The organism is Anaerosporobacter sp. (assembly GCF_965301125.1).
Genome location: NZ_CBDLAM010000051.1, coordinates 1 through 22102, shown reverse-complemented (window position 1 = coordinate 22102; position 22102 = coordinate 1). Strand labels below are relative to the sequence as shown.

Sequence of the window (22102 nt, the reverse complement as noted above, 5' to 3'; positions counted from 1 at the left end):
TTATTACTGCCAAAATATATTTCTTTTGGTTTACTATCACCTATTTGTAATGTAGGCATTTTATCACCCCTTAATCAAATACAACGTGTTAGCGTCTGTAGTAGTGGGAAGAGTTGTTACAACTGATATATGAATATTGTCTACCGTATCTGAGTTACCTGCACTAGTAGCATATTTAACACTTTTATTCACATCTGCAGTATTATCTACATTCCCTAGACCTATATCAGTTTTTGTAATATTTACAGTCAATGCAGTACTACCGTCATAACTTCCTTTGCTTGCACCATTTGCTTGAATTGTTAATTTATTAGGATTAGGCAATGAAGATGGTATCGTTGGAATATCCGTTTTGTTTGCCTTCTCTCCAACCGCTTGATCAATCTTATCCATATTGTTGTTTTGATCTGCTATATTGTAAAAATCAGTACTGTCTGGTTTTATTAAACCTAAATTAGTTGTTGTGGTAGACATCTAATTCCTCCTCTCGTAATTGTAGATGTGTATACTTAACAAGTTGCTCATGTGTAAAACTAGCTACCGTTTCATGCCTGTTATACATCAGAGAGACATCAATAATTATATTTGCAGGAACATATTTTCTCATTGTAGTTTCTACATCAGAATACTTATTCTTTGACGCTAAAGCAATCCTTACCTTTAATGTATACTCGTTATTTTTCAGAACCATAGTATAACCATCATCACCGCATAGGGTTTTTAGTTGTAACTCTAACATTCGATAGCTATATGGTAACCGCTCATTAAGCTTGCTAAGTATACGGAATCTTCTAAAGTCTAAATCATCTGTATCTAACTTATGAATATCCATAATACTTTCCCAACGCTTACAACCGTTATCAGTAAGTGTATTAGCAAACTGATCATTGATTGCATCTTCTACAGCTTGCCACACAAATTCATGTTGAGGACTTTCTACTTCCGATAATACTTTAAACTCTCTTATCTCTTGAATGATCTTACTTTGATAAGATAATAGATCAACTTCTTTAGCCACTTACAGTCCCCCTTACTGGTATATAATCAGCACCAAGCACAAGGTTTACAGCTTCATCATTGATTGTTGTTCCAGTAATATCGACGATACCAGTTACATTCAATAACCTATACTCAATCTGACTAATACGAACTACTAAAGAACTCTCATTTGCCCATGCCTTGCATAATTCCAAGAGATAATCATCAATTGCAGCTTCGATATAGGATTTTATAGCATCAAATGAGTAACCTTCCTTATATGTGATTGTAGACACTATATTTATCAAAGTTTCTGATACACTATCTACTGTAACTACGTGACCAATCGGTGCAAAGCCATAGCCTTCACCCGAGTGCCCAACTGGATCTATATCGTTTTGTACCGTTTCTATTAATTCAGTAGAAGTCTTCTCATAATCTGAATTAATAATAACAACCTTAACAGTCCCACCACCATTCCAAGTAGGGTAAACTTTGCAACCTCCTACTCCAGATAAATCATTTACCTTTTCTTTGTAATCAGCTATGTTTCCACCAAATGATTGTGATGATAAGCTATTAAAGTACTTAGTTCGCAAACTTTCTGTTTCTTCTTCATCTTCGCCAGGAATCAATACCTCTGTAATAGTTGCAGTTTCTAGTCCATCGATATAATCTAAAGGTATCAGCGTTCCTGTATGTGAATTAGATTCACTACCGATTGTTTCACATTCTAACTTGTAGGTACCAGTGCTGATTTTTTCAGTTACTTCATAATTAAAGTCATCAAGAGTAAATCTTTCGCCAACCGTAACATCAATGTTAAACACACCTTTTACCACTGCATAAGTAGCTGGTGTAGGTTCAATACCTCTTTCTGCAGCACGTCTGATTAAGAACTCTCTGCTTGCTGTGTCCGCAAAGGATTCATCTAGTATTGTATCGATTTCTGCATATGCCTGCGCTAATTCAATTGCACAGGGTGTTAATGCAATACCAAGGATTCCCTCTGCTCTCGTGTCCAACTCTGGATAGTTTTCTTTAATAGTAGCCATCATTTCTTCGTATATAGCCTCTTGCGTTTTCTCTTCGTACATTAAATACTCACCTCCGCTTCTGTCTCAAAATCTCCTTGTGTACTTGTAACCGTAAAGGTAACACTTACTGTACCTCCACTTTTTTCAAAAGAAAAAGCATCAACACTTTCGATTCTATCGTCTTGTGTCAATGCTTCTTCTATTCTTCTTTTAAGCTCCGGATACACATATCCAACTGGCATACCTATTAGGTCCTGTGTTTCGAAACCGTAATCCCAATCATATACCATATACTCATATCGTTCCGTATTAAGTATGAGGAATACTGCTTGTTTTACCGCCTCCAAACCATCAACATTACCCACAACTTTATTGTTAATAAAGTCGATATAAAAGGTCTTGCTTGGTTCTTCTGACACTGTAATATCCTCATCTGTATAACTATTACTTGTAGGTAACATATCACACCACCTTGTCTATAATAAGATACTTTTGTCCACCTTGAGCGCGTAACATTACTACATTATCATTTACTTGTATTATCTGACTATAGGCATATGTAGTAAAAACAAACTCATCTGACAAAGTAAGCTTCTGATCTACTGATACCTCCAAGGGATTTGTTGATACAATCTTACCGAATATCAAATCACTAGGTTTACTTGCTTGCACAGCTTCAATTGCTGCTTTCTTTATTAACTGTGTTAAATTAGCTATTAAAATCAACTCCTATCAATGTAAGGTCCATAAAATGCGAATCATGTGAATATGTGTGTTTTACTTTCTCTACTAACATACTCCCTACAAACGAAACATTATCTACAGTAAGATTTACATAAATGCAACAGCCAGCACGAACGCGATTATCCCCAAAGCAGCTATTTACCTTAAGTTCTTTCGTTGTCATATTGTATAATTCTAATAAAGCCTGCGCTTTCTTCTTTGCAAGCGTCTTGTCTTGTATTGTTTCGTAGTATTGTAATAAACCCCAGTCATTAATTGCTTCTGAACTCTTTTCGATATATACTTCACGCTTATTTGTTTCCGAATCTTCATATACAAGCTTTATCTTGTTGTATGTATTAGAATCTATACTCGTAGTGTAATCAAGTGATTCACCACTAGAGGAATCAATCATAATGGGTATAAACATATTCTCTACATTCTTAAGATTTAGTTTCCCAAAGTTATCATATAAAACGTATATAATCTTTTTGGCTTTGAGTGTTTCATTGATTGAATTAAGCATCATATCAAATAGTGTTGTGTTATCCTCTACCCTTGACATTTTATATACCGTATCATCAATGCTGCCTGTCTTAAGGTAGAAGTCTTTTGCAAGCATTTTAAGAAGCTCACTTGCACTCTTTTTACTGTATGAGTAGGTATCTTTATTTTTAAAGTATCTTAATTGATCGTAGGCAGTAATAGATATTGTATTATTAGTTGAGGACCTTTTCTTCGTAAATACATAACCAAAGAAAACTTTATCATCTTCATCAATGAATCTAACCTCATTTCCTTCTTCAAAATCAAGCTTGCCATCTTGGTAAACCTCAAACTTTAATGTACCAGGACTTCCACTTCGTTCAGTATCCCATGTTACATCACCGATAACAGAAGGAGAATACAATATGTTGTTATTATATATTGTTAACTCATACATGCTATTATCCTCCTAATTTAAATAAATACTAATGCCTGCAACACCTTCTTCTGTAGCTTTTGATTTACCTGCATTATATCCTTTTGTTCCAGTTAAATTAGAACCCTTTGTTGTAGCTTTTTGGGAACTAGAATTAAACGGATCTACTATCCAAACTTCTGTTACTACACTAGTATTCTTTTTACTGCTCGTCTTGCTACTAGTTTTACTACTTGTATTAGATGAACTTGAGCTACTACTAGATGAGCTTTTACTCGATGATCTCCTTGTTTTTGTACTAACACTGTATCCTGCCTCACTAGCTGAAGATGATTTTACCTCTTGTATCTTAATTTTCTGTCCTGGATAGATTAAATTTGGATTCTTTAGTCCATTTAATTTAGCAAGATTCCAACACTTAGAACCATCTCCTAAGAACTTCTTTGCAATCGCCCACATGGTATCACCTTTTTTAACGGTGTAGTACTGTGTATTTGATGTATTCTTAGATGTCCTTTTATTTTTTGAGGTCTTCTTCGGCATCTTTTTTGAATCAATTTTATATGTCTTCGTTCCATATTGCTCATATTGTTTAAGCTTAATACTTACTGTGAAATCATTTCCATCTTTCGCATCTTCAGTAATTGTATAATCCTCAATAGTTACAAGCATATTCGTATTAAAAACAATGTTATTACTATAATCCATTCTACTTATTTTAAAATAAAATGGTTTTAAACTTAATTTAAGATCCTCTAAATAATCTAGATAATAATTTGGATACAGATATCCGCTCGACATTGCAACGCTTGGAGCCACATTAAACAGACCTACGTTTTTCTTAATATATGGCACATTTGTTGGTTTAAGTTTCTGATACTTTGCAAAAGGATACTCATGCATAGGTAATAAGGCATCAAAACTGATTTCTGTCAGTCCTGGTGCCTTAATAAGATTAACTTCACCCTCATTTATAAGAGTTATTGTTTTGTTTTGGTTTTGAATTTTAGTTGTTACCTTAGAAGGTGTCACTGGTAACAACATCTTATCTAAATAAAATTCATACATGTAACACCCTCCTAATAATTATATTGTTCTGCTGTAGATGCAAGTGTTTCATTGAGCGTATCTTCTAAGTAAGTCACAATACCGTCGAGATCTACATTACTATTTATGTTATTATTAATTCCACCCATATCAACCTTAATTTCAGCAGTAGTGAATCGATTGATTACTTCTCTTTCTGCAACATCTCTAAGATACTTAAGTTCTTCTGTGCTATCACTAACAGACTTAGCAACTTCTGCAGTATTAGCAGCCGTGTCTCCTATATCTTTACCTGCTTGGGTTCCAGATAAATCGTAATCAGACCCAGATGTATTAGTCTTTGCTTTCTCGTCTTTGGCTTTCGCCTTTGCCGTTGCTTCATCGATCTTAGCTTGCCTATCTGCTGAATTACGTACCGCTTCATCTGCTTTTTGTTGTATTTCACTATCGCGATTTGAATAAGCATCATACTCATCATCAATAATTTTATCTAATTCATCTTGTCTAGCTTGCTTTCTCGCTTCAGCTTCAACAGCTGCATCAGCTCCAAATGAAACTTCATCTATCGGTTCAATAAAAACCCCTGGTATATCATTAACTGCGTTAATTAAACTATTAATAGAACCTATTGCCATGTTAACCATATCCTGTATGGTAATTGCTATACCTGCGCATATTGAATCTATCCCATTTAATATTCCGTACCAAATAGTCATTATTCCTATTTTAAGTAGACCAAAGGATGTCAATAAGCCATTTACAAGAATACTACCAGCAATCAGCAGGCTATCCCAAGCAAATAAAATTGTATCTTGTGCCTTAAGCCACGCTACCTCAAGGCTTGCACAACTCTTCATCCATTTATATAAAGCAACCAATAAAACTCCTATTATAAGAGCTGCGATAAATACAATTGGATTTGCCAGCATGGTCCCATTTAAAGCTGCTTGGGCCGCTGTTAAATTGCCCACTGCTAAGAACCCTAAAGCACAAGCTATTTGGTATAACGTCATTGCTGCTGTTGCTATACCTTGAGCTATACTAGATACTATTAATATAGCTTTATATGCAACAAATGCACCAATAACACCCACCATTATAGGCTCTATAAGCGACCAATTATCAACAATACCATTAATTATAAAGATTCCTATGTCAAATACTTCTGATAATGCACTTGCGATATTAGAAATTGCACCAACTACATTTGCAGAAAATTCTTGAAATCTAGTACTGTTAGCTATTTCATTTATTTTATTTAATATTGGTTGAAATGCCATGAGTGCTTGATTCTGTATACTAGTTCCAACTTGCGCCCAAGTCATTGGCATTTGTTCAAATATAGCATTCGTCTCATCTGTAGCACTCAGCATAGCATTTTTAACAATATCAGCTGTAATTAAACCTTCTGATGCCAAATCCTTTATTTGCCCAATTGGTTTGCCCATGTAGTCTGCAATTGTTTGTATAATTGTAGGTGCTGCTTCAAAGATAGAATTGAGTTCGTCACCACGTAAAGCACCAGAACCTAATGCTTGTACTAATTGCGTCATTGCACCTTCCATTGCAGATGTTTCAGTACCGGCAATAACAAATTGCTTATTTAACTGTTCTGCAAAATCAACAATCTCAGCTGTTGAATTAAATGCATCACCTGCATTCAAACCTAATTTACTTACTGCATCAGCTGTTGTCTGGTATGCTCCCCTTGAATCTTGTGCAGATTGGAATATCATCTGCTGCAACTCTTCGGTGGTTTGCAATCCATCATTCATCATATTGAGCCTTGCCGTAGTTTGCGTCATTTCATCTGATAGGCCAATGACTTTACCCGCTCCAAAAGCTGTTGCAATGGTTGCAGCCACTTGTACAAGTCTACTATTCAGTCCATCTGCAACACTATGACTTTCCTGTAGCGATTGATTAAATTTATCTTGTTGACTATCCGCTTCTCTAATGTTATTTTCAATTGCATCAATTTTACCTTTGGTAGCATCTAACTGACTATTTGTATTGATAATACTAGATGTATCAAACATGTTACCAGATGCATATTCTACGTCATGCATCGAATCAACTACATCATATACACTACTACTAATAACATGTAATTGCTGTGACATTCTGTCTTGCAATTGAATAGATGTTTGTATACTAGACATAATTTCTCACCTCAGTTCTGAACTTAGACGTAAAAAACCACCTACAATAAGTAGATGGTCTTAATTTAAATATTTAGGATTTGCTTCTTTTTTATTTGAAATTCTTCCTCTGTAAGTATTCCCTTATCTTTTAATTCTGAAAGTTTTAATATTTCATCTGCATCGCTACTAATAATCATATTATTAGTAAGCACATTATTATTTTCTTTTGATTCTTCCTGCATAATTGACAATAATGACAATATCTCTTGTGCTGAATGATAGATAGATCGATAATATATTGAATCTGTTTTGGTATCCGTATTAATAAGATTAATATAAATAGTTGGGTTATCTATATCCTTAGTTGTTATTTTAATTCTAAGGCTATTTATATGACTCTTAGTCCTCTTCTTTCCGGTAGCACCTCCAACAACAGCTCCAACGCCACCGAACATTGCACCACCAACTAATGCACGCCCCAGTCCACCTTTTGTAACTGTATTGCCATTTTCTAATAATTCAAATTGCACAATGTCACTATAATCATATATCTGAGAATTGATTCTTTTACCAAACACATAACTCACTGTGATCCACTTTTTATTCACTTCATCAATTTCAAAATATTTATTAATAGTTTTTGTTGCAATAAATTCAGACTTAATAATATCAACATTTGTATTGTTGGATTCTGATGAATATACCTGCTCTTCTCCGTCTTTATTTTTTCCTGTTACATAAAGATATAGGCCCAACATAAAGAAACCTATTATAAACCATATTGTAGAAACAGACTTATCTTCAAATTGCATCATACCAATGAATTCTATTATTGATAAAAACATAAGAGCAACACCAAAAAACTTTTTCATATTCAATACCCCTCTCTTTTGGGTATATTATACTACAGTTAAATGGTAATTTCTACATATTATTAATTTTTTGATTTTCTTTTTGCCTTATCATGCTCTTTCTTTTCATCTTCTATCTTAATCCGAATAGAAGCAATAATAAAGGCCTTTTCATTTTCGTCAAGTGCAACGAATTGAGATGGCAATATTTTTAGCTTGTGAAGGCAATAATGGGCGTAATTAGACTCACTATCACCTTCACGTATTAGTTTTTTGCTTCTTCGATTTTATCCTCAACATTTGTATCAAAACCGTTATTTTTCTGTACAAAGAGTATTAGATCTTGATATTCGCCAGGGTTATCCACTATAGCAGTAAGTAAGTCCTCTGGTTTCTTTACACCATAAGAATCTTGTAACTCCGCATTATCAAGACAAGGATCAACACAACAAGCACACACCATTTTTGCAAGATACTTACGAGTATCAAGTTTAGGACGATACAACCCTGGTTTACCTTTTACTTGCATTTCTGTAGTGCACTCATCTCTGATTGTTTCATCTTGTGCAGTTGTTATAGTCCTGAATTCCCATTCAAGTGCATTACCGTTTTCATCAACTAATGACTTAGTAGCAGCAAACTTCACATTTTCCTTAACAATTTTATTCTTCTTTAAAAATCTACTTAAATTACTCATAATATTCTCCTTAATGGTGGAGCATTTCGCCCCACCTTGTAATCAAATTAGTTAGTTAACATACCAGATAAAAGAGCGAACTTCTCTGGTATTTCGAAGTCGTCAAATGTTCCGTCTATATCTTCATCTAGATACTCGCCATCTGCATCGAACTTAGCAAGAACACCACCGTCTATATTACAGCCATAGAAGTTTACTGTTTGTTTTCCAGCAGAACTTGATGGATCTTCGTTTGTTACTTGAATTTGGAAGTAAACATCTTCTCCTGTTTCTTTGAACTTGTACATCATTTCTCTAAATATAGAAGTGTTGTAATGAATTGTTGCACTGAATTCACCTTCCCAACCAGTAGCCTTATTTCCTTTACCAGTCTTCCCAAGAATAGGTACTTTCGTTTTATCCTTGTTGAAGTTAGCTTCAAAGTTAATGAAGTTAAAGCAGTTATATCTCTTGTCACCGATTGTAACAAAACATTCTGCAAGAGATGCGCCCATCGCATCTTTTGATAACATTGTAATATTAGGCATTATTTACTCCTTCCTACTGTACGATAACAGTCATATATAATTTAGTCATACAGTTAACTGGCTGAATTGGATTAACAGCAACAACGGACTTCTTATCGTTACCTAACTCAACTGTAACCTCTGCTGAATCAAAGTTTTCAATTGCTTGTAGCTTTTCTAGTTCTTTGTCATATGCTACGATATCCGACCAAAAACTCACACGGCCAGAAGCATTGTTTTGAATCTTACCAAGGTACTTATTATTAAATAAAGCAGCAATATCATTACCAACTTGATCTAACACACGAATAGTTTGATTAGACTTGAAATCCTCACCCTTTTCATCTGTAGTAGTAATAAGTGAGTTGATATCATCAAGTACACGAATCTCGTCACCAACCTTATGGAATACAAATTCACCCACAAGTAAAGCAGCTTCTAATTCAGACTGCTTGTAATTAGCTATTACTGTAAATTCTCCATCATAAGTCTTATTGGTACAAGACTTGTTAACTGCGCAATCAGCTTCAGCTCCTGCAGTCCAATATACAAGTGATGATGCATCTGCTCCTAAATCGGAAACCGTATTCTTAACATTAATTACACCTTCGTAATCACCTGCTTTGCTGTAAACTACTAATTGGAACTTAACTCCCATCTCATCACGTAAACGCTTTGTGTAAGCCACATAAAGAGCCGTAACTGATGCAGTAGTAGATAAACACCCTAAGATATTAAATGAATATGATTCCAACGCATCAAGTGCATTCTGTTCTGCAGTTCCATCTACAGTACCGTTAGTACCACCAGTAAGTGCAAGTCCAGCAGTTGCTGCAAGTGTTGCATCTGACTTGAATGTTACGTAATCATTAGCTTTAAGTCCTGTTGCATCTGCTACTGTTTGAGTATCAAGCAACTTAGTTCCTAAGTATGTAGATACATCAAACTTGCTTGACTCGTCTACATTCGCAGTAATAACAATCTTTAGATCATTACCTCTTGTTCCACCGTACAGAGCCGTAGCATATGTGTTACTTGCTTTTGTACCACCACTATTCAAACGATAGAAATGTACTTTCTTGGCATTAAGGAATAAATCTCTTAATCCTTTCAGTTCATCTGCGCCGGATGCGTATCCAAATAATTGTAGTGACTTCTCACTAAACTCTTGATTTGTTACTGTAAACACTGTAGATTCCTTACCCCAATTAAGAGGTACAGGAAGAGCAACGACACCTCTATCAGATAAAGATACCGTTGCTCTAGCTGCACTCACGAAATTAATATATGATCCAGGAAGAACCTTGTTTTGTGTTACAAATAAACCACCGCCAAGTGCCATCTATTTCACCTTACCTTTCTTGAAATCACTAATCAAGTTAGTAACTTCATCAATCGTGTATGTCTTGTTATCCGCCAATAGAGCATTAAGTAAATCTCTTTCTTCAAAGAAACGCTTACTATTAACTAATTGGCTTTTAGAGAAACTAGGTTCAATTTGTTTCTCAACTACTTTCTTTGTAGCCAAATCACACCACTCCTTTATATTTCAAATTGTTCATTCTTTCTACATCTTCTGATTTCCTAACTGTTCGAACATTGTAATCAATCTGAAAATTCAGTACATTATCTGATGTATTGCTTTCCATGTTTGTTCCTCGCACTTTACTACCATCTACAGTAATCCACTCTAAGGAATCTTCCAGTCGGCTTACCACATTGTTTATTTCATTAAGTGAATCAGTATCCGATTTAGGAAAATATTGAACCATGAATGAATTGTTATTTTGATACCTATTACTTAATTTAGCATCATGTGTATGTACTATGTTAGTAATTAAAAAGCAAGGTGTATCAAGATTTTGCTCTATTGATTCTGCGTATATATTAAAATCGTCTCCAAACTCCTGATTGAGTGCTTGGGACATACCAATAATTATTTTATTAATCATTTAAAGCACTCCTTTAATAGTTTGTTAATCTTACTCTCTAACAATTTTGGTGCTAAGTTTTCTATTTCTTTTTCAGATATAGTCAAGCAAAATTGGCCAGGCACCCACCCTTGATGATTAGTAGTTCTGTGTCCATACTCAACGTAGCTAGCATATTCAACTGGGTTCACTATTTCAACTACATATGTATCACCAAAATAATGTACTTTTATATCCTTTTGCGCTGACCAACCACGTCTTAATGTCCCGCCACTTTTCCCGCTTCCACTAGGGTATTGACCAACCGGTGTACGTTTTATTACTTTTCTTAGCAGACGTGCTGCAATTTCCTTTGTACATGCCTCGCAAAACGCATCAATGTCTACAGTAGTAACTCTTTCAATCTGCTTTTGCAATCTTTCTAACTGCCTTACATCAACTTTAACCGACATTACACCCACCCCTTAAATAACTCTAGTGCAATTTCTTGATGTGTAAAGTATGCACTTGGCTCACCAGAACTCTTATATACATGTTCAATACTGTCATGAATAACAAAAATCTTAGAACCTGCATTAATTGATATATTAGGGGATACAAACAGTTTAACTTCTTGCGATACTGTAGCAACATTATCTCCTTCATCAGTTGTGTTTGACGTGGAAAAAGATAACTTACACGGTTGATTCGTTAATACTATTACCTCTTGTTTCTTCGTAATCATTGTAACAGGGTCTTTTACACTCTGATACTCAATAACTGTGCACTTGTCCTCATAAAGTTGCTCTACAGCATTCCTGTGACGTTCTCTAGCCTTCTTGATTACATCTAGCATCTACCACACCAACTTCCTATACCTATTAAGCTGAGGTTTATAATTTTTCAGCAATGAGTCTTTAAAGTTATCATCAACCGATTGTTTGAATGATGTAGAAGTATCGCCCGTGCTGATAGAAGAAACAGAACCTAGAGCCGATTCCTCATGCCCTAGGTTCTCGTTACGATATAAGTCTACTGCCATGCGATAAGAAGTATTGAGTAAACCTTTATGTACTTCTACAGTATTGCAGTAATTATTTATTGTTTCTTTTACATCGGAGATGATAAATGTAAGTTGTGTGTCTTTAGTTTTATCTTCAATACTAATCCCTAGCAACTTCTTTAACTCATTCAACTCCATGCAATCACCTACTCTACTTCTTTGATTTTCTTTAATATACCTTTTTGGCTTGTAGCGTTACCAATATCAATACCGTACTCCGTAGCGTATTGTGTTAATTCTTCTACACTCATATCATCAAGATTTATATCGGCATCATTCTGCTCTACTTCTGTTTGATCTTCTTGATCTGTTTGCTCTTGGCTCTCTTCTACATGTATTTGTGAGGCTTTAGCTTTCGCCTCTGCCTCACGTCTCATACGTTGAAATGCTGTTGCACTCATAAAATCCCCCTCCTACAATTTATGTACGAATTTAACCATACGAATAGCTTTATCTTCGTAAACTCTTGACCAGTTCGTACCAGTAGCTAACTCTGTATTAGTTGGAGATGATCCAGCAGCTGTTCCAGTCCACTTAACTCCACGAGGGTGTAAGATATAGTGCTTACGATTGATTAAGATATCATCACCTGCTAAGCTATCACGATCAGTCTCTGTTGGAACTGGTGCAGCACCGTTACCAAGGCCGATAGCCCCTTGACCAAATAAGTAAGTCGTATATGCTCCTGCGGATACTGGACAAGAATCATCAATAATAACTCTCTTTTCCATGAATAAAGAAATAGGTTTGTTGTTTGAATCTAATTCAGTTTGAATCAAGTTGTTCTTACGAAGCTGTGTCTCTGTAGCTGAATGCATGATTACACCGGTAAGCTTGTCTTTTGCATCTCCCATCAACTGTAAAGCATCAAGAAAAGTTTCACCGCTAATCTTAGCAGCTTCACCAGATGCAGCTGAAATATCAGAAACCTTCTTTGTCATATTAGTTGCAGCAAACGCTCCATCTAATAACTTAATAGCAGTTGTTTGCATTCTTCTTGCCCAGTATTCCGCAACTAAGTCACCAATAGCAGCCATAGGATCAGAACCAGACAATGCTTTTGCTAGGTCATTAGCGCTCCACGCTTTACCACGTAGTAATAACACTGCAACGTCTTGATCAGCTGTAATTTTACCTGGTGTTAACGCCCCATTATCTGAAAGCACTTCATCGTCACCATTTAAGTCTTCCCAATATGGCATATTGATTGTTGTACCACCTGATACAGCAAGTTTATCCAATTCAGGATTGTTCGAAATAATACCACTGTTATAGAGTGCTGATAACTCCATTGTTCTTTGTACCACATAAGGGTTAAATACCTCTGGTACGATTACGTCACTAATTTTTGTTCCCATTTAATATCACCTTTTACCTTTCTTATTTAGATTGTAATTCCTGCAGACGCGGCTAACTCTTTAGCTTGTGCAGGATTCTCACGGATAAGTTTGCCTTGTTCCGTTAAGTTGAAATGCTCTTTGCTCCAAGGATTCTTAAGTGCTTGATCTCCACCACCAGCAGGATTGTAAGGTGGCTTTTGTTGCGTAGTAAACAAGTAAGCCATTGTCTTGTCTTCTTTGTATGGTTTGATTGTATCCTCAACTCCAATAGGCTTGTTCTTGCTATCGAAGTTAAACTTTTCAATTCCACCATGCTTGTAAATCAGATAATCAGGATCTTGCACACCTGCTTTACTAAGTTGTTCCTTGAGTGCATATGACTTTGTTGTCTTTTCAGACTCTGCTTTCAAGTTCTCAATATCTTTGTTGAGATTCTTGATTGTAGTCTGAAGATCTTCATTATCCTTGTTGCCGTTCTTAAGAGTTGTTATCGTTGTGTTGAGTGTCTTAATCTGTACGTCAAGATTGTTTTTCTCAATTTCTAACGCATCATACTTGCCTTTACCCACATATTCACCACCAGCAAGATTACCAAGCTTTATTTGCTTGTCTTTATTCTCTGGCTTTACATTGTAAGTATTGATAGCAGTTTCAACAACTGCATAATTCTCTCCTAAGATTTCTTTTAAAAACTCCATGTTGCTCCTTTCAAATCGCAATGTTTTTAAATGAGGTGTCACCTCTGCGATACATGAGTTTAAGACTCATCATGTTAGAGTTAATTAGATAGTTTAAATGTCTTGTCCAGGACATAATAAAAAGCCGTATTTCTACGACCTAATATGACATATTTTTTTCTTTTATAGAGTTATCATAATATGTGACATACTTTGTCAATTTTCTGTATGAATCGAGGTGATAGTATGGCAGGAAATACAGGTGAAGGATTTAGAAGAGGAGCTGTTGATAACCGTTCACAGACATATAATCCCAAAACTGATTCATGGGTTAAACGTGATACCACCACAGGTAGATTCATGGACCAAAAAACATCTGATAACACACCATTTAAAGGTGTAAGAAAAGAAAAATAATTTATTATGATGGAGCCAAGTTATAAGACTCCATCATAAACAATCACATTCCTGAAACACCTTAACCATTTTAGGGAACTGTAACGCTATCCAATCAATCATTTCCTCATTTTGTGACCAACCTTCTTGACATCTATGCGTATTATCCATTAAACCTGACTCATTAAAAAATGCATGGGTAATTTCATGCCTCAAGGTTTGCTTTCTATATTCCTTTTTTTCTTCTTCATCCATCTTTCCAAAATATTCTTCTTCTTCCATATCACCAAGTAAAATCTCATGTTTAGTTTTCGAACACAAAGCTGACCACTGATTTTCCAACAGTTTATCTGTCTCAGAAATTTTAACTTCCTTAATAACATATTCCATCCCTAAAATGCTTATCTTCTTAATTATCACGGTATCACCTCCTAAAAAAGAGTACAAAAATACCACCTAACCGTTTTACTGATTGGTGGTATTTTACTGTAGTATTTCTCTCTTAATTAATTCAAGTATTTTTTCCTTGCCTAAACTAATCTCATACATTCCACTATCTTCAAAAAGATTGTTTTCTGCATCTCCCTTATTTTCTGCATACTCAATAACAACTGATGATATAGATTTTACAGGAGATATTTTAACAAATCCGTTATCTACTAGATAACAAATTGCATTACCAATTTGATTCTCTTCATAGTGTTTGCTCATATATTGGTTTACATATTCTATTATTTCTTGCATCAGATTGTTTCTCCTTTCATGTTATATCTATTTGTACCAGTTTTACCAGTGGATATTTTATAATACTCCATCTTATCATGATGCCGACCTTTAGGATGATATTGTAATATTCCGTCCATACCAAAATTGACTTTGTATCCACCACCTTCTTCAAATTTCATTCCTTTAAGGCTTCCACGGTTAAGTGGCTTCACATCAAATCCTGCTTCTTCTAATTTTTCTTTTAGGTCTTTAGGCGTATATTGGCTAAACTTCATTGGATCATCTACTATAGATTCAATTATATCACTTTTTACTGGCTTATCAACATATTTCTTATACCACTCATTATATTTCATATCCTTAACATACTGCGTCTTACCATCTGCATCTCGATAAGCTCTTTCTTCACCTTGAGTAAATTCATCATCAAAATAAGGACATGTAGTAGTACGACACCAGCAATGGAACGGTGGAGCTGTAACACCTGGTTGATAATCTTTCATGTCAAAGACTTCTCCGTCTAATTCTCTGCATATTTCAGAAGTCTTAGTATCTAAGGTTGAAACAATCTCGTATTGTTCTACATCTAACTCATTAAAACAATCTTTTTGAGCCGAAGAAGAAATAAACGCTGATTCCGTCATAACAAGACGCCCGACATTTGTTTTTGATGTATTCATAAGTTTAGAGATATGATTAATTGCTCGCTGTGGATCCTCACCTCGAATTATAGACTGAGTAAGGTTTGTATTAAGGTTGTTGATTAGTTGCTGCTTATTCTTCCAAATACGGCTTGAGAAATTGCTATTATCAGTAGCCCAAGGCCTTTTGATTGCTTTTCCTATCTTGTCATTGTCAATAGCAGCCATGCTACTTCCAACATTAAGCCCTTTTTGTATCTCATATCCAGTATGGTAATATGTATTTTCATATATCTTACCTAGTGTAGTGCTTAATCCATCTTCAAGGTTGCCATAAGCTACTTCAACTTGATTCTGTAATTGTATCTTAATTGCTTCTAATCGTTCAATATGAGCCTTTGCCGAAGCGTTCTCTAACTCTTTCAGCCACTCTTGAGTGATAGAGTTCTTCTCACCGTATTTAATGTACTCTTCCACGGTCCACTTAAACTCTTGCAATTCTTTATTACTCAACATCTGCTTAGCACGTAAAAGAGACACTTCATTGTTTACTGCAAGACGGTTATACCACTTTTCTATATCCGATTCTACAGTAGAAATTGCTCGCCTAAATGACTTGTCTACCTCTTGACAGTATTCTCTACTCATATCGTTTGTAGTTTGTTCTAGTTGCTCAAAACGTCTTTTCCAGTAGTCACTGTTCTGCATTCCAATCACCTACGCTAACCTTTGGAATGATAATCATTGTCTGCTTTTTACCTAATATTTTTACTGTGCAATGATGTTTCTTGATACGAAATACATATAAAAACCAAAAACATGGAGCTGTCATAAATTTATATTTACAACTTGCTTCAATCTCTGGTCTAACGATTCTAAACCTTGGTATCTTCTTTCTTTTCCTTGCCATCATCATCACCTCCATCATTAAATGAATTTCCATACATATCAGCTTTTGCTTGATTTTCTGCCTCTTCCTTTTCCAGATACTTGAGTTCAGCGTCTGCATCTTCTACAAGCGGGTGATTCTTAAGAATTGTACGTTTGCTTACTATACCAACACTGTCTTTACAGATCTGCGCCTGTTCCGTATCGTTCTTGATACATGTACGTGTCCACGTCTGAATGATTGTCTTACATTCTAGACCTTTATACTTGCAAATTGCTCTAACAAGTTCTGCAAATCCAAGCATAAATTCTGTTTGCATCAAGCCTACTTTCATCTCAAGCAGCGAATACATAAACTTAAGTGCTTCGCCACTCTGATTACCGAATGACTCAGGCTGCGGATCAAATCCTTGCCCTTGTTCAAATATTGCCTTTCGGGTAACGTCTAAGACTGTCTTTCTAGCCTCAATCGGTATCTCAATACTTAATGTGGATACTCCAGGATTACTTCCTTCGTCTCCATCTACCTTAATCGTCTTGTATTTCTTAAGGTCTTGCAAGAACCCATTTAATTCAGTTCCACCATAACCAGATAGCACAAAAATAAGCTCCTGTATATCGTCCAAATCATTAATAAAGCCACTGTAGACCTTATCATATACATCGATAAGTAGCTTGATGTTGTCTAGGTCATTTGTGCCTATATTATTATTATTGAACGGTATAAAAGGAACTCTTTCAAAGCTGTGTGTGTAGCTACTAATCATTTCATCGTTACCAGGATCATAGAACATATTGTAAACTGAAAAGTTTTCATCAAACGTATCTGAAGTCTTGCGCCTGAATGCCTGACACTCTGTTTCTGTCCAATACTCATATATGGTGTAATTGTCTCCTGTTATTTCGTCAATCTCATCATATACACGAAACACTCCATTCAGTTTCTTCTTAAGACTTTTAGACCATACCGGTATAATCTGTTTACTGTCAACTACTGCCCACTCAAAACCATTATCTGATTCCCAGTAGTGTACCCAACCTATTGTACTGTTTGCAGCATTTATACATAGCTCCATGCAGTTCTTAGAATATTCATCACCTAGACACTCAGTAATCGTATTATTTGCACTCGTATTACCAACATCAAATATTGGTGGCGCAGTGAACGCATAAGAAGCTTTTTGATTAACAATAAGTCCGTGGAAGTTACGTGGTATGCGGTTGTCTGCATTACGTAATGGATTTTCTTCATTATCTTCTTTCTTTTTCTGAAATAATACATCAGTTTTATTATGATAATAACGCTCTGCAATCATTGCATTATTGATAAACGATGCATGTCCTGTTTCGTAGTTTTTAATAAGTTTCTTGATTACTTCTATTTCCATTTCTATCACCTCGTTTTATTTTAGGATTGAAATACCACCATTACTTCTTATTATCGTATAACAAAAATATCTTACTGCGTCCATTGCATGGTCATGTGTCTTAATTGGTTTATCCTCTCCACGATCTGTAGCTTTCGCATCCCATATATAAGAATTGAACTCTTTAATTGTGTTCACACAATCTTGACTGAATAAAATCAACTCTTGGTTAAGTAATGTACCAACATACCTTATACCATCAAGTACATCATTCTTGGCTTTCTTAATGCTATAACCTCTCTTCTTCAATTCAGCAATGAAGGAAGCAGCCGAAGGGTCAATGATTATCTTCTGCGGCTTAATACCATCTAGCCATTCTGCTAGATCATCAGCATACTGTGAATCTGTCTTTTGACTTTCTTCATCTCTACCACTATAGTAATATTCCTTAATGCATACCCATTGTCCATGTGTGTTCTTGCACCATAAAAGAAATACTGTTGCATTCTGGGTACCATAATCGCAACTGACATAATACTTTGTTGTCATTAGATCTATTAACTTATTAACTGTGTGCTTAGCTGCATCAAACATATCGTAGATGATGCCCTCTGCAACAACCCACAAGCCTAATATATAGCGTTTATAGAATACACCACTATACATAGAGCGGTAACGTACCTTAATTCGTTCTGATAAGCTAAGATTATCGTCCATAGTAAAATGTAGATAAAGTAAATTCTTATCTACTATCTTGTCTATCCAATTAATCTTAAACCAATGATATGGACCATCTGGGTTACAGTTAAACCAGAACTTAGATCCATCTACAGAACAACGTCCTGTTGCTTGATTAACAAAGGACTCCGGCATTAATGCAACTTCATCAAAAAAACAGCCTGCAAGCGTGATACCTTGTATCAAGTCTTGTGACCGTTCATCTTTACCACCAAATATATAAAAGTAATTGGCTGTTTCTCCCTTGCTTACCACAACCAAATTATCAGCTCTATGATCTGTTACTCCATAACCTCTTGACTTTAACATAAGTTTAAGCCAAAACAATACGTTTCTTCTAAAAGATCCTATCGTTTTACCACACATACCAAAGTTTTGACCGTTGAACGAAGTCATTGCCCACAGCACATATGATAGTGACATTGATAATGTCTTGCCGGAACGTATTGCACCATCTGCTATAACACCATCTTTATCTTGCATTGGTGAATTAGGAAGCCACCAAGTAAGTACCTTAAGTTGTTTATTACTAAAAGGCATGAACTTAAATACAGCACGTTTTATTCGCCCCATATATCATCAACCTTTCTTTTAAGTGCATCAAGAAAGCCATCGTCTTCGTTTTCTCCACCTTCATCAAGCTGTGTCTTAGCTTTAAGTACTGCGATACGCGCCTTCTGTTCCTCCGTTGCAAGCTCCCAATTAGAATGTAGCATCTCATCGTACTGCTTAATCAATGAACGTAGTTCCGATTGTGCCCTTGCTTGTGCCTGCATAAACTTTGATTGCTTATCTATTGCAGTCTGTACTAGATAGTCCTCTCCGATTACGTTACCATCTTTATAACCGGACTTGATGATCGTATTGTCCTCTTTATTATTTACATAAGCAATCTTCTGTGCTCTTACTATAGCTGCATAAGCGATTTGTATATTCTCCCACAGGATATCAAGAGGATCTTTCTTCTCTATTTCCTGGATAATAGAAAAGGTCTCTTCCGGAAGATACTTCGAGAAGAAACCATGTGTTTCAGCGTTCTTATTCTGTTTTGGTGCCCCACCATCATTACCAACAGCGTTCCTATTGTTTGGCTGTCCACCTTTTTTCTTAACCGAACGCTCGCTATTCTTATCCGAACGTTCGCTATCCCATTTATAAGTTGACTTCCATCGTCTAACTGTTCCAGGTGGCAGATTTAGTTGACTTGCAATCTCAACTAATTTCAAACCTTTAGTGTACAGATCATGAGCCTGTTCGACTCTTGGATCTGGTGCTCTTGCCATCAGGCTCACTTCCTTTCGTGTTGTTTTGGGGATGAGAAAAGCACCCTGTAAAGAGTGCCTCATAATATATTTCTATTCTTCTACATTTGTACGGATAATTTTATACTCATCTTTATTTGTATCTGTAACTATGGCTTCTACGTATTGTCCGCCTTCAAGAACTCTCTTGCTAAAACCTTCACTGTAATCTACCATACTAGCGAAGTAAAACAAAGATAATCTGGTGTAACCATTTGCTGTCTCAACATTTTCTACACTACATCTTTTCCCGTTATGTTCCAATACCATGCCAATTTTATATTCCATTGTTCGCACCTCCATACATTTACATAATATTGCTATAGTATTTGGGTTGAAATAATACTCCGTTAGGAGTGCTCTTTAACTCTTTTCCTTGATTCAACTATTCTTTTTCTTAAACACTTTTCAATTCTTTTAATATCATCAACGTAAATAAGTACTTTTTCTTCTTGTTTACTATAAAAATTCTTCTGTTCAATTATTACTTCTTTGCAATCATTGCTAATTAAATACTCACTATATTGTGCTAAAATAATAAATTTGTTACAGTTTAATCCTTCAATATCAAATTCAGATAAATATCCTTCGTATAATATCGGATCACTTTTTATATATACTCTTACATATGGGTACCGTTCTCCCTTAATAAGAGTATTAATTTCATCTAAACTATTAGTAGTCATTATATTAAAATGTTTTAATATGGAAGTAAATAAGTCTGATTCAACAACTGAATAAGATATATATGCTACCAACGTGGCTATAATGATGGTAATTATATGTAGTCCGTAATTACCATGGACGTACATAATATCACATGCTTTTTCTGAAACTAGCGTTAATAAATAACTAATACAGACTGATTTAACTATTACCCCTTTTGATTCCTTTACTGTATATCCTCTAAAGAAAAAATATAAATACTGCACTAGGTATCCTGGATAAAAATATATCACATAATGTGGTATTGAATCTATTAATTTAAGAACATCTTCTACACTCATTTATTATTCATCATCTTCATCGATATCTTCACTTTGAGGGCTTCCCAAACTAGTCACTCTTGGTTGATAATTTTCATATATTCCTCTTTCTTCTGACCCACTATTAATTTCGTATTGCGATTGATTCCCATTATTTCCAGAGCCATTGCTGTTTCCATTTTTGTTATCATTTTTAAATAATGCCATTTAAAATACCTCCTCATGATTTTATGTTGCCATTTTATACCATTTTATAGTATATTATAGCATGTGTCAACAAAAATAGCACATACACAAGGCGGTTGCGTACATGCTATTTATAAGACGAGGAGTATTGTAATCCTGGTATACTTACCAGCTACGATTTAAAGTATATTTTCGTGAACTTAGTAATTGTTCTTTGAGGTTTGAGAAGTCATCACCTTAAGACCTTCGCTTATAGAGTTTTTGAAAAGAGTTCATAAGCTTTGAAGATTACTCTTTAAACCATCGAGTGGGAATTGCACCCACTCTTTACACGCTAGTAATGGTCGGAGGGAAAATGTCAAATGAAGAATCATTACATTAATCCTAGTTTAAATTATATACCACTTATTTGTGCAATGCGTGCATTGTGTGCATTTTCAAGGTATTTTTTTAACTTTCTTGAATACGTTGTCCTTGTTTTATCTTCTCCTAGTTCAGCTGCAATGTCGTACCAAGTCTTTCCCTCATATACTCGCATATCAAAGATAGTCTTAAGCTCATTGTCAGTAATATCTGCATATAACTTATCTATCTCCTCTATCTTTCTACTATCTTCATCAACAAGCTTTTGCAATACAGCTATCCTCTTATTAAGCTTATCCTCTTCTTTCGGCTCATTCATCTGTACTTGTATGTGAGTTTCTATGTATGGAAAGTGAGGCGAAGAACCTTTTACCTTACCAGATACAACTGGTATCTCTTTAAACTGTAACTCTAATATCTTACTACCGTTACGTTCCACCCTTGCAACTATGGCATTATATTGAATTACTTCTTTTTCGGTCAATACTTATTCACCTCGCAATCGTAACACAGCTTGTCTAAATTCTTTCTTTGTAAGTTTCTGATAAAGTACTCCGTTATACATAACCATATTATCATCTCCAATCTCCGCTGGGTGTCTTAGGTCGTACTATG

General features: G+C 35.3%; 32 protein-coding genes. 1 reads left to right on the top strand and 31 read right to left on the bottom strand.

What is annotated here, in order from left to right:
• Nucleotides 1-63: 63 nt before the first annotated feature.
• From ACW2QF_RS07865 to ACW2QF_RS07770, 20 genes are all read right to left on the bottom strand, one after another.
• Nucleotides 64-474: a hypothetical protein gene (locus ACW2QF_RS07865; protein ID WP_455715450.1), complete on the bottom strand. Its 411-nt coding sequence runs from the start codon at nt 472-474 to the stop codon at nt 64-66.
• Complete coding sequence (locus ACW2QF_RS07860; RefSeq protein ID WP_455715449.1) at nt 455-1018, bottom strand: putative phage tail protein; 564 nt, start codon at nt 1016-1018, stop codon at nt 455-457. The genes ACW2QF_RS07865 and ACW2QF_RS07860 overlap by 20 nt, the downstream gene beginning before the upstream one ends.
• The gene (locus tag ACW2QF_RS07855; protein WP_455715448.1) at nt 1011-2075 is read right to left on the bottom strand and encodes a baseplate J/gp47 family protein; all 1065 of its coding nucleotides are present in this window, start codon (nt 2073-2075) and stop codon (nt 1011-1013) included. The genes ACW2QF_RS07860 and ACW2QF_RS07855 overlap by 8 nt, the downstream gene beginning before the upstream one ends.
• On the bottom strand, nt 2075-2476 hold the full coding sequence (locus tag ACW2QF_RS07850; RefSeq protein ID WP_455715447.1) for a DUF2634 domain-containing protein: 402 nt from the start codon (nt 2474-2476) through the stop codon (nt 2075-2077). The genes ACW2QF_RS07855 and ACW2QF_RS07850 overlap by 1 nt, the downstream gene beginning before the upstream one ends.
• A 1-nt stretch (nt 2477) precedes the next feature.
• Nucleotides 2478-2741: a DUF2577 domain-containing protein gene (locus tag ACW2QF_RS07845; RefSeq protein WP_455715446.1), complete on the bottom strand. Its 264-nt coding sequence runs from the start codon at nt 2739-2741 to the stop codon at nt 2478-2480.
• Nucleotides 2725-3681 (bottom strand): XkdQ/YqbQ family protein, encoded by a 957-nt coding sequence (locus ACW2QF_RS07840; protein WP_455715445.1) that lies wholly within the window; start codon nt 3679-3681, stop codon nt 2725-2727. The genes ACW2QF_RS07845 and ACW2QF_RS07840 overlap by 17 nt, the downstream gene beginning before the upstream one ends.
• A 12-nt stretch (nt 3682-3693) precedes the next feature.
• Entirely contained in the window at nt 3694-4728 is a 1035-nt protein-coding gene (locus ACW2QF_RS07835; protein ID WP_455715444.1) for a LysM peptidoglycan-binding domain-containing protein, read from the bottom strand.
• A gap of 11 nt (nt 4729-4739) precedes the next feature.
• Nucleotides 4740-6869, bottom strand: coding sequence for a tape measure protein (locus ACW2QF_RS07830; protein WP_455715443.1), 2130 nt, complete (start codon nt 6867-6869; stop codon nt 4740-4742).
• A 65-nt stretch (nt 6870-6934) separates the two neighbouring features.
• The gene (locus ACW2QF_RS07825) at nt 6935-7723 is read right to left on the bottom strand and encodes an SHOCT domain-containing protein (RefSeq protein ID WP_455715442.1); all 789 of its coding nucleotides are present in this window, start codon (nt 7721-7723) and stop codon (nt 6935-6937) included.
• Between the two features lie 244 nt (nt 7724-7967).
• A complete protein-coding gene (locus tag ACW2QF_RS07820; RefSeq protein ID WP_455715441.1) occupies nt 7968-8399 on the bottom strand; it encodes a phage tail assembly chaperone in 432 nt (143 codons plus the stop codon).
• A gap of 47 nt (nt 8400-8446) precedes the next feature.
• Nucleotides 8447-8926: a phage tail tube protein gene (locus ACW2QF_RS07815; RefSeq protein WP_455715440.1), complete on the bottom strand. Its 480-nt coding sequence runs from the start codon at nt 8924-8926 to the stop codon at nt 8447-8449.
• Nucleotides 8927-8939: 13 nt separating this feature from the next.
• Nucleotides 8940-10247 carry a phage tail sheath family protein gene (locus tag ACW2QF_RS07810; protein WP_455715439.1) on the bottom strand — a complete coding sequence of 436 codons (1308 nt, stop codon included), beginning with the start codon at nt 10245-10247 and terminating at the stop codon, nt 8940-8942.
• Nucleotides 10248-10433: a hypothetical protein gene (locus ACW2QF_RS07805; protein ID WP_455715438.1), complete on the bottom strand. Its 186-nt coding sequence runs from the start codon at nt 10431-10433 to the stop codon at nt 10248-10250.
• Nucleotide 10434: 1 nt separating this feature from the next.
• Nucleotides 10435-10857, bottom strand: coding sequence for a phage tail terminator family protein (locus ACW2QF_RS07800; RefSeq protein ID WP_455715437.1), 423 nt, complete (start codon nt 10855-10857; stop codon nt 10435-10437).
• Nucleotides 10854-11288: an HK97 gp10 family phage protein gene (locus tag ACW2QF_RS07795; protein ID WP_455715436.1), complete on the bottom strand. Its 435-nt coding sequence runs from the start codon at nt 11286-11288 to the stop codon at nt 10854-10856. The genes ACW2QF_RS07800 and ACW2QF_RS07795 overlap by 4 nt, the downstream gene beginning before the upstream one ends.
• Entirely contained in the window at nt 11288-11671 is a 384-nt protein-coding gene (locus tag ACW2QF_RS07790) for a hypothetical protein (protein ID WP_455715435.1), read from the bottom strand. Before ACW2QF_RS07790 ends, ACW2QF_RS07795 begins: the two co-directional genes overlap by 1 nt.
• Nucleotides 11672-12016, bottom strand: a complete 345-nt coding sequence (locus ACW2QF_RS07785) for a phage head-tail connector protein (RefSeq protein ID WP_455715434.1) — start codon at nt 12014-12016, stop codon at nt 11672-11674.
• Nucleotides 12017-12024: 8 nt separating this feature from the next.
• Nucleotides 12025-12279 carry a hypothetical protein gene (locus ACW2QF_RS07780; protein WP_455715433.1) on the bottom strand — a complete coding sequence of 85 codons (255 nt, stop codon included), beginning with the start codon at nt 12277-12279 and terminating at the stop codon, nt 12025-12027.
• 12 nt (nt 12280-12291) lie between these two features.
• On the bottom strand, nt 12292-13236 hold the full coding sequence (locus ACW2QF_RS07775; RefSeq protein WP_455715432.1) for a major capsid protein: 945 nt from the start codon (nt 13234-13236) through the stop codon (nt 12292-12294).
• Between the two features lie 26 nt (nt 13237-13262).
• The gene (locus ACW2QF_RS07770) at nt 13263-13916 is read right to left on the bottom strand and encodes a phage scaffolding protein (RefSeq protein WP_455715431.1); all 654 of its coding nucleotides are present in this window, start codon (nt 13914-13916) and stop codon (nt 13263-13265) included.
• 225 nt (nt 13917-14141) lie between these two features.
• Between ACW2QF_RS07770 and ACW2QF_RS07765 the strand changes: the two genes are divergently transcribed.
• The gene (locus ACW2QF_RS07765) at nt 14142-14312 is read left to right on the top strand and encodes a hypothetical protein (RefSeq protein WP_455715430.1); all 171 of its coding nucleotides are present in this window, start codon (nt 14142-14144) and stop codon (nt 14310-14312) included.
• A 33-nt stretch (nt 14313-14345) separates the two neighbouring features.
• On the opposite strand, the gene ACW2QF_RS07760 is transcribed toward ACW2QF_RS07765, so the two are convergent.
• The 11 genes from ACW2QF_RS07760 to ACW2QF_RS07710 all read right to left on the bottom strand — a co-directional run bounded on the left by ACW2QF_RS07760 (nt 14346) and on the right by ACW2QF_RS07710 (nt 21971).
• Nucleotides 14346-14711, bottom strand: a complete 366-nt coding sequence (locus ACW2QF_RS07760; protein ID WP_455715429.1) for a hypothetical protein — start codon at nt 14709-14711, stop codon at nt 14346-14348.
• Nucleotides 14712-14774: 63 nt separating this feature from the next.
• On the bottom strand, nt 14775-15035 hold the full coding sequence (locus ACW2QF_RS07755; RefSeq protein WP_455715428.1) for a hypothetical protein: 261 nt from the start codon (nt 15033-15035) through the stop codon (nt 14775-14777).
• Nucleotides 15035-16366 (bottom strand): minor capsid protein, encoded by a 1332-nt coding sequence (locus ACW2QF_RS07750; RefSeq protein ID WP_455715427.1) that lies wholly within the window; start codon nt 16364-16366, stop codon nt 15035-15037. The genes ACW2QF_RS07755 and ACW2QF_RS07750 overlap by 1 nt, the downstream gene beginning before the upstream one ends.
• Entirely contained in the window at nt 16353-16568 is a 216-nt protein-coding gene (locus tag ACW2QF_RS07745; protein WP_455715426.1) for a hypothetical protein, read from the bottom strand. The genes ACW2QF_RS07750 and ACW2QF_RS07745 overlap by 14 nt, the downstream gene beginning before the upstream one ends.
• Nucleotides 16534-17934 (bottom strand): phage portal protein, encoded by a 1401-nt coding sequence (locus ACW2QF_RS07740; RefSeq protein ID WP_455715425.1) that lies wholly within the window; start codon nt 17932-17934, stop codon nt 16534-16536. The genes ACW2QF_RS07745 and ACW2QF_RS07740 overlap by 35 nt, the downstream gene beginning before the upstream one ends.
• Before the next feature lie 15 nt (nt 17935-17949).
• Complete coding sequence (locus ACW2QF_RS07735; protein WP_455715424.1) at nt 17950-19224, bottom strand: PBSX family phage terminase large subunit; 1275 nt, start codon at nt 19222-19224, stop codon at nt 17950-17952.
• Entirely contained in the window at nt 19212-19934 is a 723-nt protein-coding gene (terS, locus tag ACW2QF_RS07730) for a phage terminase small subunit (protein WP_455715423.1), read from the bottom strand. Before terS ends, ACW2QF_RS07735 begins: the two co-directional genes overlap by 13 nt.
• Nucleotides 19935-20006: 72 nt before the next feature.
• Complete coding sequence (locus ACW2QF_RS07725; protein ID WP_455715422.1) at nt 20007-20240, bottom strand: hypothetical protein; 234 nt, start codon at nt 20238-20240, stop codon at nt 20007-20009.
• Between the two features lie 62 nt (nt 20241-20302).
• Entirely contained in the window at nt 20303-20959 is a 657-nt protein-coding gene (locus ACW2QF_RS07720) for a hypothetical protein (protein WP_455715421.1), read from the bottom strand.
• Nucleotides 20960-20962: 3 nt separating this feature from the next.
• Nucleotides 20963-21145 carry a hypothetical protein gene (locus ACW2QF_RS07715; protein ID WP_455715420.1) on the bottom strand — a complete coding sequence of 61 codons (183 nt, stop codon included), beginning with the start codon at nt 21143-21145 and terminating at the stop codon, nt 20963-20965.
• A gap of 373 nt (nt 21146-21518) precedes the next feature.
• A complete protein-coding gene (locus ACW2QF_RS07710) occupies nt 21519-21971 on the bottom strand; it encodes a hypothetical protein (RefSeq protein ID WP_455715419.1) in 453 nt (150 codons plus the stop codon).
• Between the last annotated feature and the right edge of the window lie 131 nt (nt 21972-22102).

Coding starts and splice junctions, on each gene's coding strand:
- ACW2QF_RS07865 (WP_455715450.1), bottom strand. CDS start 474: ATGTCTACCACAACAACTAATTTAGGTTTAATAAAACCAGACAGTACT.
- ACW2QF_RS07855 (WP_455715448.1), bottom strand. CDS start 2,075: ATGTACGAAGAGAAAACGCAAGAGGCTATATACGAAGAAATGATGGCT.
- ACW2QF_RS07850 (WP_455715447.1), bottom strand. CDS start 2,476: ATGTTACCTACAAGTAATAGTTATACAGATGAGGATATTACAGTGTCA.
- ACW2QF_RS07840 (WP_455715445.1), bottom strand. CDS start 3,681: ATGTATGAGTTAACAATATATAATAACAACATATTGTATTCTCCTTCT.
- ACW2QF_RS07835 (WP_455715444.1), bottom strand. CDS start 4,728: ATGTATGAATTTTATTTAGATAAGATGTTGTTACCAGTGACACCTTCT.
- ACW2QF_RS07830 (WP_455715443.1), bottom strand. CDS start 6,869: ATGTCTAGTATACAAACATCTATTCAATTGCAAGACAGAATGTCACAG.
- ACW2QF_RS07825 (WP_455715442.1), bottom strand. CDS start 7,723: ATGAAAAAGTTTTTTGGTGTTGCTCTTATGTTTTTATCAATAATAGAA.
- ACW2QF_RS07820 (WP_455715441.1), bottom strand. CDS start 8,399: ATGAGTAATTTAAGTAGATTTTTAAAGAAGAATAAAATTGTTAAGGAA.
- ACW2QF_RS07815 (WP_455715440.1), bottom strand. CDS start 8,926: ATGCCTAATATTACAATGTTATCAAAAGATGCGATGGGCGCATCTCTT.
- ACW2QF_RS07810 (WP_455715439.1), bottom strand. CDS start 10,247: ATGGCACTTGGCGGTGGTTTATTTGTAACACAAAACAAGGTTCTTCCT.
- ACW2QF_RS07800 (WP_455715437.1), bottom strand. CDS start 10,857: ATGATTAATAAAATAATTATTGGTATGTCCCAAGCACTCAATCAGGAG.
- ACW2QF_RS07795 (WP_455715436.1), bottom strand. CDS start 11,288: ATGTCGGTTAAAGTTGATGTAAGGCAGTTAGAAAGATTGCAAAAGCAG.
- ACW2QF_RS07790 (WP_455715435.1), bottom strand. CDS start 11,671: ATGCTAGATGTAATCAAGAAGGCTAGAGAACGTCACAGGAATGCTGTA.
- ACW2QF_RS07785 (WP_455715434.1), bottom strand. CDS start 12,016: ATGGAGTTGAATGAGTTAAAGAAGTTGCTAGGGATTAGTATTGAAGAT.
- ACW2QF_RS07780 (WP_455715433.1), bottom strand. CDS start 12,279: ATGAGTGCAACAGCATTTCAACGTATGAGACGTGAGGCAGAGGCGAAA.
- ACW2QF_RS07775 (WP_455715432.1), bottom strand. CDS start 13,236: ATGGGAACAAAAATTAGTGACGTAATCGTACCAGAGGTATTTAACCCT.
- ACW2QF_RS07770 (WP_455715431.1), bottom strand. CDS start 13,916: ATGGAGTTTTTAAAAGAAATCTTAGGAGAGAATTATGCAGTTGTTGAA.
- ACW2QF_RS07765 (WP_455715430.1), top strand. CDS start 14,142: ATGGCAGGAAATACAGGTGAAGGATTTAGAAGAGGAGCTGTTGATAAC.
- ACW2QF_RS07755 (WP_455715428.1), bottom strand. CDS start 15,035: ATGCAAGAAATAATAGAATATGTAAACCAATATATGAGCAAACACTAT.
- ACW2QF_RS07750 (WP_455715427.1), bottom strand. CDS start 16,366: ATGCAGAACAGTGACTACTGGAAAAGACGTTTTGAGCAACTAGAACAA.
- ACW2QF_RS07745 (WP_455715426.1), bottom strand. CDS start 16,568: ATGGCAAGGAAAAGAAAGAAGATACCAAGGTTTAGAATCGTTAGACCA.
- ACW2QF_RS07740 (WP_455715425.1), bottom strand. CDS start 17,934: ATGGAAATAGAAGTAATCAAGAAACTTATTAAAAACTACGAAACAGGA.
- ACW2QF_RS07735 (WP_455715424.1), bottom strand. CDS start 19,224: ATGGGGCGAATAAAACGTGCTGTATTTAAGTTCATGCCTTTTAGTAAT.
- terS (WP_455715423.1), bottom strand. CDS start 19,934: ATGGCAAGAGCACCAGATCCAAGAGTCGAACAGGCTCATGATCTGTAC.
- ACW2QF_RS07725 (WP_455715422.1), bottom strand. CDS start 20,240: ATGGAATATAAAATTGGCATGGTATTGGAACATAACGGGAAAAGATGT.
- ACW2QF_RS07720 (WP_455715421.1), bottom strand. CDS start 20,959: ATGAGTGTAGAAGATGTTCTTAAATTAATAGATTCAATACCACATTAT.
- ACW2QF_RS07715 (WP_455715420.1), bottom strand. CDS start 21,145: ATGGCATTATTTAAAAATGATAACAAAAATGGAAACAGCAATGGCTCT.